We start from the raw sequence: 15,197 nt of genomic DNA on the forward strand, positions 1-15,197 counted from the left end.
CGGCGCCCATCAGCCGTGCAGCCCGTGCGCGGTCATCAGGCGGTACAGCGTCGCGCGCGAAATGCCCAGTTCGGCCGCGACGTCCGCATGCTGGTGGCGGTTGCGCAGCAGCGTTTCCTCGATCGCGCGCCGCTCGGCCTGCCGGCGCGTTTCCGCCAGCGTCGGCGGCCGCCGCGACGTGTACGCATGCAGTTCGAGATCGGCCGCCGAGATCAGCGGGCCGTTCGTCATCACGACCGCGAACCGGATCCGGTTGATCAGCTCGCGCACGTTGCCCGGCCAGGGATAGTTGTGGATCGCCTCGACCGCGCAGGGCGTGAAGCCGCGAATCCGGTGCGAACCGTCGCCGCGATAACGCCGCAGCACGTAATCGGCAAGCAGCATGATGTCGCGGCCGCGTGCGCGCAACGGCGGCTCGTCGATGCGCAGCACGCACAAGCGGTAGTACAGATCGGCGCGGAACCGCCCTGTTCGCATCGCGGCCTCGAGATCGACGTGGGTCGCCGATACGATCCGTACGTCGACCGCGATCGACTGGTGCCCGCCGAGCCGCTCGATCTTGCCCTCCTGCAGGAATCGCAGCAGGCTCGCCTGGCTCTCGAACGGCATGTCGCCGATCTCGTCGAGAAACAGCGTGCCGCCGTGCGCGGCCTCGATACGGCCGATCTTGCGCTGGTGCGCGCCCGTGAAGGCGCCACGCTCATGGCCGAACAGTTCGGCCTGCAGCAGCGTGGACGGGATGGCCGCGCAGTTCACGGCGACGAACGGCGCATCGGCTCGCAGCGACTGCTGATGGATCGCCGCCGCGGTCAGCTCCTTGCCGGTGCCGGATTCGCCGGCGATGAACACGGTGGCGTCCGTGTTCGCGACCTTGCGGATCGTCGCGAACAGCCGGCGCATCGCGTCGCACGAGCCGATCATCGCGCCGGCGGGCGGCACGCCATCGGCAGCCGGGTCGCCGTCCGCGAGCTTCAGCATCCCGTACGCATGGCCGACCAGATAGCCGATCGTCGTATAGGCCGTCGCGTTGCGCACGTAGTCGAAACAGCAACGACGGATCAGGCGCGCGATCGAGAGGTCGCGCAGCCGCTCGCCGTCGGCGAGCGCGACCCAGCCGACGCGCGAGTCGCGCAGCAGCGCCTCGAACGACGCGACGTCGGGCGAACCGAAACTGCCGAAATCGACGATGCCGGCATGCGGGCGGTTCGCCTTGACGAGATTCAGTGCGTCCGCAACGGTTTTCGCGCGCCACACGTCCCAACCGCGCGACGCCAGGCAGTCGGCGAGCGCGGCGTCGTGCCGCTGCGACAGGTAGACGAGCGGCCGCGACGGCACCGCATGATTGCGCCGGGCGGCGACGAACGACATCGCGCCGGCCTCCCTTTCGACATCCTGCGGGCCCGACACTCTCAGCTGGCAGCAATAGTTCACGATGGCCTCGCCGCGTAGGGTTGGTTGTCGGAACGGCCATTGCCGGATCGCATGCGGCGGGGCCCGTGGTCCCGCGGCGCGGCGCCGCCCCGTCCTCGAATCGATGTTTCGTTATCGGCAGAACACGACGCGCTGCGTGTAGATCTGCGGCTCGACGGCCGGCTTCACCGACGTGTTGAGATCGTCGCGATAGGCATGGTAGGTCTTGCCGTTCACCGTCACGTCCTCGGCCCGGGCCGTCTCGATCCTGTCGAGCCCGCTGTGCTGCCACCCGCTCACGCGGTCCGCCGCCGTCACGCTCGACTCGCCGGCGATCTTCTGCGTGATCGCGCTGCCGTCGCTCCACGGCTGCGTCTGCATGTCCTCGGCATGCTGCATCGCGCCGACCGTCTTGCCCGTCGACGTCGGGCCGTTCTGCGCTTCGAACGGCGCGCCGCGACCGTATACCGGCGACTTCCACGACGGCGCATGACCTTGCTCCGGCATCATGTAGATCATCTGCGGATCGCCGATCATCACCATCGGCGCGCATGCGGTGTTGTCGGCGCGGCCCAGCGTCGTCAGCGCCTGCTGAACGCTCACGGCATTCGCGGCGGTCTGCTCGCTCAGGATCACGAACACCGCGGGATTCTGGAAAACCGTCTGCGCAGCGGCTTGCACGCTGACCAGCAGCAAAGCGACCAAAAAGATCCTCATGATTGAGGCCTCCTTGCATCCTCGTCAGGCAAAAAGAGGTGTTGATCTCGGGGATGGGACCAACACCCGTCCAACCGGAAACGTCCATCGGGCATCGGGGCCGGGCGCCGGCCGGGCGACCGGCATTCGGCCGCGCGGCAGACGGCCCCGCGTGCTTACGACGACGTGCTCGTCGAGATGACGGCCGGCGCCGGCGCAACCGGTGCGGCCGGTGCGGCCTGCTGGTCGACCGTGGCCGGCGGCAACGCCTGGGCCGGGTCGCTCAACGCCGGCATGTCGGCGGCGGGCGCAGCCGGTGCGGCAGCGGATTCGGCCGCTTCGGGCACCTTCGCGTCGGCAGTCGGCATGTCGGCCGGCGCTGCTGCCTCAGGCAGCGCGGCTTGCGGAGCGGGCGCTTCGACAGTCGCTTGCGGCGCCGGCTCGGCAGCCTTTGCATCGGCTGCCGGCGCCGTGACGACGGCAGCGGCCGGCATCGGTTCGGCAACCGGTTCGCCTGCGGCCTGCGCTGCGTTGTCGGTGGCGGCCGGCATCGGCTCCGGTGCCTTGTCGGCGACGGGCTGCACGGGTTCGGGCGCCTTCGTGTCGGCAACCGGCTGGGCGGGCTCGGCGGCCTTCGTGTCGGCAACGGGCTGTGCGGGCTCCGGCGCCTTCGTGTCAGCCACGGGCTGGGCGGGCTCGGCGGCCTTCGTGTCAGCGACCGGCGTGGCAGGCGCTTGCGATGCCTTGTCAGCCACCGCGGGCGCGGCGATGACAGCCGCAGCCGGCACGGCCGCCATCGCGGCTGCCGGTACGACCGCGGCGGCAGGCGCGGCGGCGACGGCAGGTGCCGCAGCAACCGCGGGCGCCGCTGCCGCCGGTGCAGCCACTGCCGGCGCCGCGGCAACAGCGGGCGACGCGACGGCCGGGGTGGCCGCGGCGACTGCCGGCGCGGCGACGGCCGGGGCGGCGGCGACCGGCGCGACCGCCGGCACCGGAATCGGAACCGGCACCGAAACAGGCGCTGTCTGCACCGACGTCGTCTGGATCGGACGCGTCGGCGCGGATGCCGGCGCGGCCGAGCCAAGCGGCGGCAGGCCCATGCGGTCGCGCACGATCGGGTCGCGATACTTCACGTCGTCCGCGACGGTCGCTTCCACGCTCGGCGCCACGTTCGAACGCGCGAGCGGCGCGGTCGTGCCCGGGCACAGGTGGCCGGTCGCTTCCACCGCGCGCCGGTTCGCATCGCTCTGGCACAGCAGCGCGAGCGCCACATCGGTCAGGCCCATCGCACGGAATTCACGCGCATCGAGACGCCGGACGCAGGCCTGGTCGACCAGCGTCGTGCCGCCCGTCGCGCCGAAGCCCGGGAACGACACACCGACGCTCACCGAGCCCATGCAGGTATCGGACAGCGTGGTCGTGAGGCCGGGCGCCTGGATCGACGGGTTCGTCTTGATCGTCTGCGTACCGGAGTAGTTGACGTTTTCCGAGGTCTGGGTGTTGTACGGGTTGGTGCCGGGCGCGCCCGACGACTGCAGCGACTGCGGCGTCACATTCGTGCCGCCGCTGGTGCTGGACGGCATCGTCACGTTGACGTTCACGCTCGAATTGCCGCTGCTGCGCACCCCGCTGGAGCTGGTGGCATTGCCGCCGCGCGAGCTCGTGGTGTTCGTGTTCATGCTCGAACCGCCACCCTGGCTGACGGCCGTCGACGACGTCGAGGACTGCGCGCTCGACGTCGAGTCGGCAGTTTGCGCGTGGGCACCGATCGTGGTCATCGCGAACATCGCCGCGCATGCCACCTTGATCCTGTTGCTGTTCATTTCACTCTCCGGACGAGGTTTGACCTCCGACCCAGGCAACCGTACTAATTCCCCTGAATGCCTTCAGTTTTCGCTGCTTCCCCGAACTGCTTCCAGCCGCTGCCCAGCTGGGACCACGAGCCGGCCGACACGCCCTGCCACTGCTGGGCATCCGGTCCGCCGATGGCATTGCCCGACGAAAGCGTTTGTTGTTCTGACGGTTTGGTTGTCTGGTCAGGATTGTTTGACGTCTGCATAGTCGATTGCCCACCATCGGCAGCACGGTCAGCGCCATACGCCGTCAGAGACGCGAACATCAGAGCGGCGGCAATCAGGTTCTGCTTCATGCCAACTCCTTACGTGACAACAATGCGGAAAAGAGACCAGCGTCGCTGGGAAACTGGTCCCCCCCACACCTGACTAATGACTGCTCCCGGTCGCGCTCGAACTGCCCTGGCTTCCGCCCGATGCGGACGGCGAACCGGCCGGACCGGTACTCCACACGGTCGACGAGTTGTAATGATTCGAACCCGCGATCGCGCCCGACCCACCACTGCCCGTCAGCCCGGCGGCGCCCGCGTTGGCGTTGCCGTTGTCGTTCGCACCCGTGGCCGTGTAGTGGTTCGCGCCGAGTACGATCGTGGCGGTCACCCCTCCCGACAGCGCATTCGCGTTCTCGTTCGTTTTGCTGTTTCCAGCGAACGAGCCTGCGGCACCGATACCGCCGCCTGCCGCGAACGCGCCTCCGTTCGTGCCCGAACCGCTGGCCGTCGAAGTCGAGTTGTGGAAGGCGGATGCGGTGCCGGCGGAACCGGCGGGTGTCACGGTACTGCCGGCGCTTGCACCAGCCGTCGATGTCGAATTGCTCGTATAGCTGCCGGACCCGACCAGTACCGAACCGGACACACCCGCTGCGACGGATTGCGTCTGGTTGTTCGTGAACGAACCTGCTGCCAATGCGGCCGACGATAGGACGGTGAGCGCTGTCGCTAATATGACTTTGGCTTTCATAGCAATTCCTTGCTGTGAGGAAGTTCGACGGTGGCGGAGCCGGGCTGGCCCTCGCGGGGCAGAACCCGGCATCCGTACCGCCAGCCAATGACGAACGCTACGCGCCGCGGCTTAGTGGTGATACGTCCAGCCGGTCGAACCGGCATTCGCGCCGCTGCTGCCACCAGCCTGTGCGCCGCCGAAGCCGAAGCCGCCGACGGTCGACGTTTGGGTGTGGTTCGTGTACGAGATCGAACCGCTGCTGCCGCCACCGGCCGTTGCACCGGCTGCGCCGAGTGCCGAGCCCGAATCGGTTGCGGAGAAGTGGCCGAACCCGACGACCCCGGCCATCGTCTGGCCACCGCTCGACGAATTGCTGCTCGACACCGTGCCGCTGCCTGCAAACGCTGCACCCGAAACCGCCAGAACTGCTGCTGCAATCAGAAGCTTCTTCATGGTCGACTCCATAACGGCGTGGAGAGAATGAGCAAGGAAGACTGCACGCCATCAACCTTCCTGCCTCGAGCAATCCTTAAAAAATAAGGATTACTATCAAATCAAGAAATTCGTGCTGGCTCTTAATTTTAATTTTTTGTCTATTTTTGACAGCCGAAGTCTAGTTTTATGTTTTCAGCTTGTCCAAAATTTATGCGTAGGTGTTTTCTATTATTTTTATGACCATTGAATATTTTTAAAAAAACACCTCCAATTTCGCAACCGGAATGACGCGCGCATCCTCCGGCTCACGATTTTCGATACCCCGTCGAAAACGGATACCGGCATTGGCATTCGTTTCGAAATCAAAAATGCGCGAATATATACCACCGCAAAATACGACAGCCGTTCAAATGGCGCTCGTCAGCCGAGCGACGACGGTGCCGCATTGCAGACAGATGGCATGTTTGCTCCCTGAGCTGGCGAAGAAAGGGCGTCCGGACAATCCGGCCGACGTGCGTTCGATCTAATCCGGCCGGCGCCGGTACTGGCCCGGCGCGATCGAAACCGCCCTGCACGGTTGAAGACGAAACGGCGTCACACTGTCCGGCACGAACAGCCTGACCCATCCGGGTGAACTGAATGAAAGGGGGCACCCCTGTCGCCCGCTCGTCACGAGGCGCGACAACCGCCGCGGCAGGCGGCCGGCGCGGACGCCGGGAAAGCGATGGAATACCCGCGACGCTGGCACTGCGTCGTGAGCAACACCCCGATTTCTCCGACTACCCCATTGGTGCGCAAAATACGCGCGGATCACACTACTGCTTATGGTCTTCATCGCCGTTTCCCCGACTGCTCACTGACGAGTTGGTCGCCCCCACATCTTTGTTGCATCGTGTCGACCGCCCGCCGATGCGTCCAATACCGCAAGCAGCGTGCCACGCGTTGCGCCATCGTTCGTTGCGCGCGCCGAACCGCCGCCAGGCCGCGGCTTTTCGCCGGAAACGTCGTTTTTTGTTTCAGGAATGTATCGCGGCAAAGGTTTGGCACACGTCGCGATCGCTGCGCTTCATGACGCAATCCCGTGATTAGACGGACGAATCCGGCCCGCGGCGCGTTGCCGGACGGCAGGTTGAACGGGTGTTTCAAACTTGAGAAGCGCGCCGCGTCGCCCGCCGGGCGGCATCCGTGTTTCCACTGACGAACGACGCTTCGATGCGTATGCGGCCCGGCTTCCGTGCGAAAACGAACGAGAATCGATCCACCCTGCGTACGGCCCCGGCGCCAGACGCAACGGCCTTCGATGCGTCTTCGGCTTGCTTATCCCCGGTTCGGCAAAACGAATTTGATTCATTCGTGAAAATACCGACACGATCGCGCGACGAAAAATGTTGCCATCGCGACCGTTACCGGCGTAATAATTAAAACAAATGTAAACATGGAATGCCGGCAAAAGCACAAGCACCATTTTTCATTCCGGCTCAACCCACCTTTCACGCCGGATACACCCCGAGGATGCGACACATTCGAGAAACGTTTTCAAGCATTTATCCGCTCGATTCTCATCGATGAAACATGCCGATTCAACGTGCGCCTTACGTTAACAATCTCGTAAAAGCCTGATTTATCGAGCGTTTCATCGTATCGAATCGCATTGATCCGGCGCTCGCCCGGCTCATTCGCCTGTCCCCACGATTCACGCGTGAAACGCCTGCACGCCTGTCGATCGGCGAAGGCATGGCCGTGCCCGCGCCCGGCGGCGGCGTGTCGTCCGTGGCATGCCGATTGCCTGATGTCCGGCTCTCACCGAGCGGCACGCCACGGCACACGGAGCACCGGCGGCGGCCCGCTCGCAACCTGCGTGTCGGGGAAACGGCGATGAAGATCACCACCGATCGATCGGCGCTTGCGCCATTCAAGCATCAACGGGGTTGTCAGCGAAACCGGAGCGCCTGTCGCGGCGCTTCGTCGACATCGGAACAGGCGGACCGGCGCTTGCCGAAACGGCACCCGTGCAGCGGGATGGAGCGCGTGCGCGACGCCGTCGGGCAGATCGACCTGTGGTTCCTCGAGATGCTCGACGAAGGAGACGGCGATGAATGACCGCGCACCGCCCGAGACGCGTGCCGGCCGGTGCCGGCGGCACCTCAGCCGAGCAATTCCTTCTTCCGCAGGTGCACGACGTCGCGCATCGGCGGCGCGCCGAACAGCCGGCTGTATTCGCGGCTGAACTGCGATGCGCTTTCGTAGCCGACGACGGCGGCGACCGACCCGACGTCGCCGCCCTGCCGCAGCAACAGCCGCCGCGCTTCGTGCAGCCGCAACTGCTTCTGGTACTGCAGCGGGCTCAGCGTCGTCACGTGCTTGAAATGATGGTGCAGCGACGACACGCTCATGTTGACCGCCTGCGCGAGCGACTCGACGCGCATCGGCTCCGCGAAGTGATCGCGGATCCATTCGATCGCGCGCGCGATCCGGTGCGTCTGGCTGCCCGCGATGGCCATGTGTCGCAGCCGCGTGCCCTGCCCGCTCGTCATCAGCCGGTACAGCACTTCCTTTTCGATCAACGGTGCGACGACCGGAATGTCGGCAGGCGTATCGAGCAGGCGCAACAGTCGCAGCGCGGCGTCGAGCAGCGGCGGCGTCAGTTCGGCGAGCGCGATCCCCTCGCCTTCCGGGCCCGCATCGGGCTCGGGCAGCCGCATCTCGGCCGCCAGCTCGACGATGCGCTGCGGATCGAGCGTCAGCGACAGGCACAGGTACGGCGCCTCCGGCGACGCGCGCGTCACGCGCGAGAGGATCGGCAAGTCGATCGACGTAATCAGGCAATTGTGCGTGTCGTATTCGTAAGCGTGACCGGCCACGATCACGCGCTTCGCGCCCTGCGCGGCGATCACCAGCGCGGCCCGCGACACGCCGCAGCCGAGATCGACCGGACGCGTGTGCCGATGCAGCATCAAGCCCGGCACGGCCGTCGAATGCGAGCCGTCGGCCGGTGCGAAACGGCCAATCAGCGATGCCAGCTCGCGCCGCCCGGATTCGCGCGACGCCACGATATCGGTCATGTCCATGACGCATCCTCGAATGATTTCCCGTGTCGCGGGAGCATAGCGAAACGGCCCGCCGCGTGCCGGGGATTTGCAGGATTGTTCAATAAATTTGCAGGATTGGGTAGACGCAAAAAGCGGCGGCTCGCGCACACTCCCGGCTAACCTGCCCGTATGGCGGGTTTTCCCCATGGAGACATAAAAATGCCTACCTCGTTTGTCCTGAACGGCAAGAACGTCACGCTCGACGCCGATCCGTCGATGCCCGTCCTCTGGGCGATTCGCGAACACGCGGGACTGACCGGCACGAAGTTCGGCTGCGGCATGGCGCAGTGCGGCGCGTGCACCGTGCATCTCGAAGGCCAGGCCGTCCGCTCGTGCGTGCTGCCGCTCGCCGGCATCGCGGGCAAGCACATCACGACGATCGAGGGCCTGCAGAGCAAGCCCGCGCACGCCGTGCAGGCCGCCTGGGTCAAGCTGCAGGTGCCGCAATGCGGCTACTGCCAGTCCGGCCAGATCATGTCGGCCACCGCGCTGCTGGAACAGAACCCGAAGCCGACCGACGCGGACATCGATGCCGCGATGAACGGCAACCTGTGCCGCTGCGCGACCTACGCCCGCATCCGGGCCGCGATCCACGACGCAGCCGCGACGCTGGGAGCCTGACCATGACGATCGAACTCGACAACACCGGCTCCGTGCGTCCGTCGCGCCGCACGTTCCTGAAGACCGCGGGGGCCGCGGCCGCGGTCAGCCTGACCATCGGCTTCGACTTCACCGGCTTCGGCCGCCGCGCGCTCGCCGCGACCGCGCCCGAAGCCGGTTTCGCGCCGAACGCATTCCTGCGCATCACGCCCGACGGCACCGTCACGGTCATCGCGAAGCACGTCGAAATGGGCCAGGGCGCGTATACGGGCATCGCGACGATCGTCGCCGAGGAGCTCGACGCGAACTGGTCGAACGTGCGCGTCGAAAGCGCGCCGGCCGATGCGAAGCGCTACGCGAACCTCGCGTTCGGCACGATGCAGGGCACCGGCGGCAGCTCGGCGATGGCGAACTCGTGGCAGCAGCTGCGCGAAGCGGGCGGCAAGGCGCGCGCGATGCTGGTGTCGGCCGCCGCGGCCCGCTGGAAGGTGCCGGCCAGCGAGCTGACGACCGCCAATGGCGTCGTCACGCACGCGAAGAGCGGCAAGACGGCGCCGTACGGCACGCTCGTCGCCGATGCGTCGAAGCTGCCCGTGCCCGACAAGGTCACGTTGAAGCAGCCCGCCGATTTCAAGCTGATCGGGCACCGGATCCCGCGCGTCGACGCGTCGGCGAAATCGAACGGCACCGCGCATTTCACGCTCGATACGACCTTCCCCGGCATGCGCGTCGCGCTGCTGCAGCGCCCGCCGCGCTTCGGCGCCACGGTGAAATCGTTCGACGCGACGGCCGCGAAGGCCGTGCCGGGCGTCGTGTCGGTCGTGCAGGTGCCGGGCGGCGTGGCAGTCGTCGCGAACGGCTTCTGGGCCGCGAAACAGGGCCGTGACGCGCTGAAGGTCGAGTGGGACGACGCGCACGCGGAAAAACGCGGGTCCGGCGAGATCATGCGCGAATACCGGCAGCTCGCCGACAAGCCCGGCACGTCGGCGCGCAAGGACGGCGACGCCGACGCGGCGATCGCGGGCGCGGCGCGCAAGATCAGCGCGTCGTACGAATTCCCGTATCTCGCGCACGCGCCGATGGAGCCGCTCGACGCGGTCGTCAAGCTGACGGCGAACAGCTGCGAAATCTGGGCCGGCGACCAGTTCCAGACCGTCGACCAGGCCAACGCGGCCAGGACGGCGGGGCTGAAACCCGAACAGGTGCAGATCCACACGCTGTATGCGGGCGGCAGCTTCGGCCGGCGCGCGAACGCGTGGTCGGACTATGTGGTCGAGGCCGTGTCGATCGCGAAGGCGCTCGGCGCGGACGGCAAGCCCGTCAAGCTGCAGTGGACGCGCGAGGACGACATCCAGGGCGGCTTGTACCGCCCGATGTACTTCCACAAGCTCGACGCGGGCCTGACCGCGGACGGCAAGCTGGTCGGCTGGCGCCACCGGATCGTCGGCCAGTCGATCCTCGCCGGCACGCCGTTCGAAGCGTTCATGGTCAAGAACGGCGTCGACGCGACGTCGGTCGAGGGTGCGGCGAACCTGCCGTACGCGGTGCCGAACGTGTCGGTCGAGCTCACCACCGCGAAGACCGGCGTGCCGGTGCTGTGGTGGCGCGTGGTCGGCAGCTCGCACACGGCCTACGCGGTGGAGGCGTTCATCGACGAAGCCGCGCACACGGCGGGCAAGGATCCGTACGCGTTCCGCCGCGACCTGCTCGAGAAGGAACCGCGGATGCGCGCGGTACTGGATCTCGCCGCGCAGAAGGCCGGCTGGGATCCGGCCAAGCCGCTGCCGAAGGGCCGTGGGCGCGGGATCGCGGTCGCCGAGGCGTTCAAGAGCTATGTCGCGCAGGTCGCCGAGGTGTCGGTCGACGCGGACGGCAAGGTGAAGGTCGAGCGCGTGGTGTGCGCGGTCGATTGCGGGATCGCGATCAATCCCGACATCGTCGCCGCGCAGATGGAGGGCGGCATCGGCTTCGGGCTCGGCGCGGCGATGCACAGCGCGATCACGCTGAAGGACGGCCAGGTCGAGCAGCGCAACTTCGACGGCTACCAGGTGCTGCGGATGGCCGAGATGCCGAAGGTCGAAGTGCATATCGTGCCGTCGGCCGAGGCGCCGACCGGCGTCGGCGAGCCGGGCGTCGCGCCGGTCGGCCCGGCCGTGGCGAACGCGATCTTCGCGGCGACGGGCAAGCGGCACTACGTGCTGCCGTTCGATGCGGCGGAGGGCGCGAAGGCCTGATGTGCAGGCGCACCGGCCACGGGGCGAAACGCCTCCGTGGCCGGTCTCCATCCAGCCGCCCCTCGCGTTACGTCAGACGTAACGCCCGTCACCCGTAACATCCCCACCCGATGCTACGTAACAATCCTTCAATGATGCTCGGACCCCTTCAGTGTCCGCCTCGCCTCTCCCGTTAAAAATTCTTTTAAATTCAAGGCTGCCGGGCCGCGCGCAGCCGTGCCGCCGCCAGTCGGCGCTCGATAATCCTCTGCCTGGCCCGAAAGTTGCAGCACAGGACCCGCAAACACTCCTTAATGGACATGTGAGGGCCACCATGGATTGCAAATACCTGTACATCGACAACATAAAAATCAACTTCGTGCGCCGCACGATCGAAATCGACAACAAGGTCGTTGACGTGACGCCGCGCGAATTCGACGTCGTCGAATTCCTGCTCGACAACATGAACAAGATCGTGCCGCGGCAGGCAATCCAGGAAGCCGTGTGGGGCCGCGAGCTCGGCGTGTCGTCGCGCACGCTCGACACCCATATCTCGCGGATCCGTTCGAAGCTGCAGCTCGAACACGACAAGAACCTGCGGATCATCCCGATCTACGCGGTCGGCTATCGCCTGGTGCTGTTCGGTGCGGCCATGACGCACGTCGAGCGCCACGATGCCGCGCCGGTCCTGCGTGCCGCGCCGCAACCGGCGATGGCCGCCGACTACGCGTGACGCTGCCCCCGCGCGCCGCCTGCTCGCGGCGCAGCGGCCACGTCCCCCCCACCGCGCTGCGCCCAGCCGCAGCGCCTCGCGGCCTGCCAGCCGGATCCGGCCTGCACGCCCTCCGGCCCGCCAGCCAGTCGCGACCCGACCGCCGCCTCCGGGCGGCGGTTGCTTTTGGGCGCCGGCCGCCGCCTGCCCGGCTTCATCACGCTTCGTAGCACCCCGCTAGCTCGATCGCCGCACGATGCGTGCGACTACGGATTCCGGCCCGGCACGCGGCCATGGCCGTCCCTACAATCGACGCAGCAGCCGCGCGCCCTACGGCGCCGCCGGCCCCGGAACAACCCGTCGAATCAACGCCGAATCCGCCCCGATCCCGCCGTGCCTGCGCAGTTCCTGACGAATGCCGACGCCGGCGACGCCGCGAGCCGGGCGATGCCCGCCGCTTCCGCGCCCCCCGCCGCTGCGCCGGCGGCGGTCGCGCTCGACGCGTCGCCGTACCTGCCGCGCCTGTCCGCCGCCGCCGCGCGCGGGCTGTCGCACGCGTACGGCGCGACGGGCGCCGTCCCGGTCACGCTCGGCGAGCACGCGTACGAGGTGCGCTGGCGCGTCGACGCGGAGCCGGCCGCCGATGCGCACGCGTACCGCTTCGTCATCGGCCCGGCCACCGGCACGCTGTGGATCGATCCGGTCGCGGAAACGGAATGGCTCGGCGACGCAGCCGATCCGGCCGTGCCGGCCGTGATTCGCGCGGCGCTGCTCGCCGACCTGGGCGCGCCGCTCGCGGCCGTGCTGCAGGCCGCGACGCGGCAGCGCGTGGAGCTGCTGCCGCCGCCCGAGCGCGTGCCGGCCTGGCGTGCGGCGCCGGCCGCGCTGCGCTTCGAGCTGCGGCGCGCCGATGCCGCGTGGCGTTGCCATGGCGCGCTGCTGTTCGACGTGCCGGATGCACTGGCCGTGTTCTTCGCGACCGCGCCGGCCGCGCTCGCCGATGCGCGCGCGGCCTACGCGAACCTGCCCGTGCCGCTCGTGTTCGAGATCGGCCGCACCGAGCTGACGACGGCCGAACTGGCCGACGTCGTCGGCGGCGACATCATCGCGATCGAACGCTGGCAGGCGCACGAGCAGAACCTGCTGTGCGTCGCGCGGCTGCCGGCCGCGCCGGCGTGGGAGATCACCGGACGGCCGTCGGGCAACCGGCTGACCGTCGAACGAATCAGGGAGATGCCTTTGGAACCGACCCGCACCGACCACGCGCCCGTCACGACACACGATGCGCCATCCGCCGATGCGCCGCGCACGCTCGACGGCCTCGCGGTCGACCTGCGCTTCGAGCTGCCGCCCGCGTCGATGCCGCTCGGCGAGCTGAGCGCGCTGCAGCCGGGCGCCGTGATCGAGCTGCAGCAAGGGATCAACCAGAGCGTGATCCATCTCGTCGCGAACGGGATGCTGATCGGCACCGGCCACCTGATCGCGGTCGGCCAGAAACTCGGCGTGCGCGTCGTCACGCTGACGCAACCCGCGCCGCGCGAGCGCTGAACGATGGGCAACCTGCCGAACCCGGTCGCGCTGATCGCGGTGATCGCCGCGCTCGGCATCGCGCCGTTCGCGGCGCTGATGGTGACGAGCTACACGAAGCTCGTGGTCGTGCTCGGCCTGCTGCGCTCCGCGCTCGGCATCCAGCAGGTGCCGCCGAACCTCGTGCTGAACGGCATCGCGCTGATCCTGTCGCTGTTCATCATGGCGCCCGTCGGGATGTCGATCCGCGATGCGCTGCAGGCGCGCCACTTCGACGCGTCGGGGCAGCTGTCGACGGCCGACGTCGGCGCGCTCGCCGATGCCGCGCTGCCGCCGATCAAGGAATTCCTCGTGTCGCACACGCGGCAGCGCGACCGCGAGTTCTTCGTGCGCACCGCGACGTCGGTCTGGCCGAAGCACCGCGCCGACGGCATCAAGGACGACGACCTGCTCGTGCTGGTGCCGAGCTTCACGCTCGCCGAGCTGACGAAGGCGTTCCAGATCGGTTTCGTGATCTACATCGTGTTCATCGTCGTCGACCTGCTGGTCGCGAACATCCTGCTCGCGCTCGGGATGCAGATGATCTCGCCGACGACGATCTCGGTGCCGTTCAAGCTGCTGCTGTTCGTCGCGCTCGACGGCTGGTCGCTGCTCGTGCACGGGCTCGTGATGTCGTACCGCGTGGCGGGTGCGGGATGAACGCGCGCGGCCTGCGAATCGCGGCGGCGTGCCTGTGCGCGCTGGCCGTGCTCGCGCTGGCGGGCCTGCAGCCGCGTGACGCGCGGGCGGCCGGCGCTGCCGCGGGTTTCGCTCGACTCGCGCGCGCCTGCGCGCCGAACGTCGATCCCGACACGCTCGCCGCGCTGGTGCGCACCGAGTCGGGCTTCAATCCGTATGCGATCGGCGTGGTCGGCGGCCACCTGACGCGCCAGCCCGCGTCGCTCGACGAAGCGCGCGCGACCGCGCGCGAACTGTCGTCGCGCGGTTACAGCTACAGCGTCGGCCTCGCGCAGGTGAACGCGCGCAACTTCGCGAAATACGGGCTCGACGAAACGACGATGTTCGAGCCATGCCGCAACCTGCAGGCCGGCGGCGCGATCCTGACCGAATGCTTCGCGCGCTCGTCGGGCACCGGCCGCGCCACGCAGGCCGCACTGCGCGCGGCGCTGTCGTGCTACTACAGCGGCAACTTCACGACCGGCTTCTCGAGCGGCTACGTGAGCCGCGTCGTCGCGAGCGCGCAGCGCAACGCGCGCGAGGGCGGCGTCGAACCGATCCCGGTGGTGCGTGACGTGCCGCCGCCGGCGCGGCAGCGACGCATGGACGCGGCCGCGACCACGCCGCCCGATCGCGCGCGCAGGCTGCCGTTGCCGGCTGCCTCCGCCGACCCGCCGTCGTGCCATGCGCGCCCGGTCGTGATGATGTGCCACGGCTTGTCGGCGAGCCAGACGAAGCGGCTGTGCGTGCGGTGTCTCGATCAGTGACCGCATGAGCAAGCGCGGCGCCCTGCACGCGCGTCGCTTTCAGGGGTCCGAACCACGCCGCGCGGCACGGCTGCCGCACGCGGCGTCCGTCTCGTAGCCCGCGCGGCGCCCGGGCGTCGGCCCCTTCCTGCCGCTACGAAATAGCGGTGTTCCCGTCGCCGGGGGCGTCCGTACACTCGAACGATCACGTCGCGGCGCGCAGGGCGCCGCGCGTGCCGCGCATTGGGCGGTTCAAC

Annotated in this window: 15 protein-coding genes; 7 read left to right on the forward strand and 8 right to left on the reverse strand. The window is 68.0% G+C overall.

Features of this window, described 5'->3' with window-relative positions:
* Positions 1–9: 9 nt before the first annotated feature.
* The 7 genes from AC1VVG_RS29795 to AC1VVG_RS29825 form a co-directional block, all read right to left on the reverse strand.
* On the reverse strand, positions 10–1,368 hold the full coding sequence (locus AC1VVG_RS29795; RefSeq protein WP_264167163.1) for a sigma-54 dependent transcriptional regulator: 1,359 nt from the start codon (positions 1,366–1,368) through the stop codon (positions 10–12).
* 174 nt (positions 1,369–1,542) lie between these two features.
* Positions 1,543–2,127, reverse strand: a complete 585-nt coding sequence (locus tag AC1VVG_RS29800) for a hypothetical protein (RefSeq protein ID WP_482837100.1) — start codon at positions 2,125–2,127, stop codon at positions 1,543–1,545.
* Between the two features lie 155 nt (positions 2,128–2,282).
* Entirely contained in the window at positions 2,283–3,929 is a 1,647-nt protein-coding gene (locus AC1VVG_RS29805; protein ID WP_482837101.1) for a chemotaxis protein CheA, read from the reverse strand.
* Positions 3,930–3,973: 44 nt separating this feature from the next.
* Entirely contained in the window at positions 3,974–4,255 is a 282-nt protein-coding gene (locus tag AC1VVG_RS29810) for a hypothetical protein (protein ID WP_069707110.1), read from the reverse strand.
* Between the two features lie 73 nt (positions 4,256–4,328).
* Positions 4,329–4,919 carry a hypothetical protein gene (locus AC1VVG_RS29815; RefSeq protein ID WP_367188625.1) on the reverse strand — a complete coding sequence of 197 codons (591 nt, stop codon included), beginning with the start codon at positions 4,917–4,919 and terminating at the stop codon, positions 4,329–4,331.
* A 111-nt stretch (positions 4,920–5,030) separates the two neighbouring features.
* Complete coding sequence (locus tag AC1VVG_RS29820; RefSeq protein ID WP_069707117.1) at positions 5,031–5,354, reverse strand: hypothetical protein; 324 nt, start codon at positions 5,352–5,354, stop codon at positions 5,031–5,033.
* 1,048 nt (positions 5,355–6,402) lie between these two features.
* The gene (locus AC1VVG_RS29825; RefSeq protein ID WP_141727549.1) at positions 6,403–6,801 is read right to left on the reverse strand and encodes a hypothetical protein; all 399 of its coding nucleotides are present in this window, start codon (positions 6,799–6,801) and stop codon (positions 6,403–6,405) included.
* Positions 6,802–7,211: 410 nt separating this feature from the next.
* Here AC1VVG_RS29825 and AC1VVG_RS29830 point away from each other — a divergent pair, with 410 nt between their 5' ends.
* Positions 7,212–7,436 carry a hypothetical protein gene (locus AC1VVG_RS29830; RefSeq protein WP_226104081.1) on the forward strand — a complete coding sequence of 75 codons (225 nt, stop codon included), beginning with the start codon at positions 7,212–7,214 and terminating at the stop codon, positions 7,434–7,436.
* Positions 7,437–7,480: 44 nt separating this feature from the next.
* On the opposite strand, the gene AC1VVG_RS29835 is transcribed toward AC1VVG_RS29830, so the two are convergent.
* Positions 7,481–8,404 carry an AraC family transcriptional regulator gene (locus AC1VVG_RS29835; protein WP_059556784.1) on the reverse strand — a complete coding sequence of 308 codons (924 nt, stop codon included), beginning with the start codon at positions 8,402–8,404 and terminating at the stop codon, positions 7,481–7,483.
* Between the two features lie 180 nt (positions 8,405–8,584).
* Here AC1VVG_RS29835 and AC1VVG_RS29840 point away from each other — a divergent pair, with 180 nt between their 5' ends.
* The 6 genes from AC1VVG_RS29840 (at position 8,585) to AC1VVG_RS29865 (ending at position 14,961) form a co-directional block, all read left to right on the forward strand.
* On the forward strand, positions 8,585–9,046 hold the full coding sequence (locus AC1VVG_RS29840) for a (2Fe-2S)-binding protein (RefSeq protein WP_011354470.1): 462 nt from the start codon (positions 8,585–8,587) through the stop codon (positions 9,044–9,046).
* Between the two features lie 2 nt (positions 9,047–9,048).
* Positions 9,049–11,259 carry a xanthine dehydrogenase family protein molybdopterin-binding subunit gene (locus AC1VVG_RS29845; protein WP_482837102.1) on the forward strand — a complete coding sequence of 737 codons (2,211 nt, stop codon included), beginning with the start codon at positions 9,049–9,051 and terminating at the stop codon, positions 11,257–11,259.
* A 313-nt stretch (positions 11,260–11,572) separates the two neighbouring features.
* The gene (locus tag AC1VVG_RS29850; protein WP_034189412.1) at positions 11,573–11,971 is read left to right on the forward strand and encodes a winged helix-turn-helix domain-containing protein; all 399 of its coding nucleotides are present in this window, start codon (positions 11,573–11,575) and stop codon (positions 11,969–11,971) included.
* Positions 11,972–12,343: 372 nt separating this feature from the next.
* Positions 12,344–13,498: a type III secretion system cytoplasmic ring protein SctQ gene (gene sctQ / locus AC1VVG_RS29855; protein WP_473375539.1), complete on the forward strand. Its 1,155-nt coding sequence runs from the start codon at positions 12,344–12,346 to the stop codon at positions 13,496–13,498.
* Positions 13,499–13,501: 3 nt separating this feature from the next.
* On the forward strand, positions 13,502–14,176 hold the full coding sequence (sctR, locus tag AC1VVG_RS29860; protein ID WP_049034062.1) for a type III secretion system export apparatus subunit SctR: 675 nt from the start codon (positions 13,502–13,504) through the stop codon (positions 14,174–14,176).
* Complete coding sequence (locus AC1VVG_RS29865) at positions 14,173–14,961, forward strand: lytic transglycosylase domain-containing protein (protein ID WP_034189409.1); 789 nt, start codon at positions 14,173–14,175, stop codon at positions 14,959–14,961. The genes sctR and AC1VVG_RS29865 overlap by 4 nt, the downstream gene beginning before the upstream one ends.
* Positions 14,962–15,197 lie beyond the last annotated feature (236 nt).

Source organism: Burkholderia sp. L-4 (assembly GCF_056856535.1).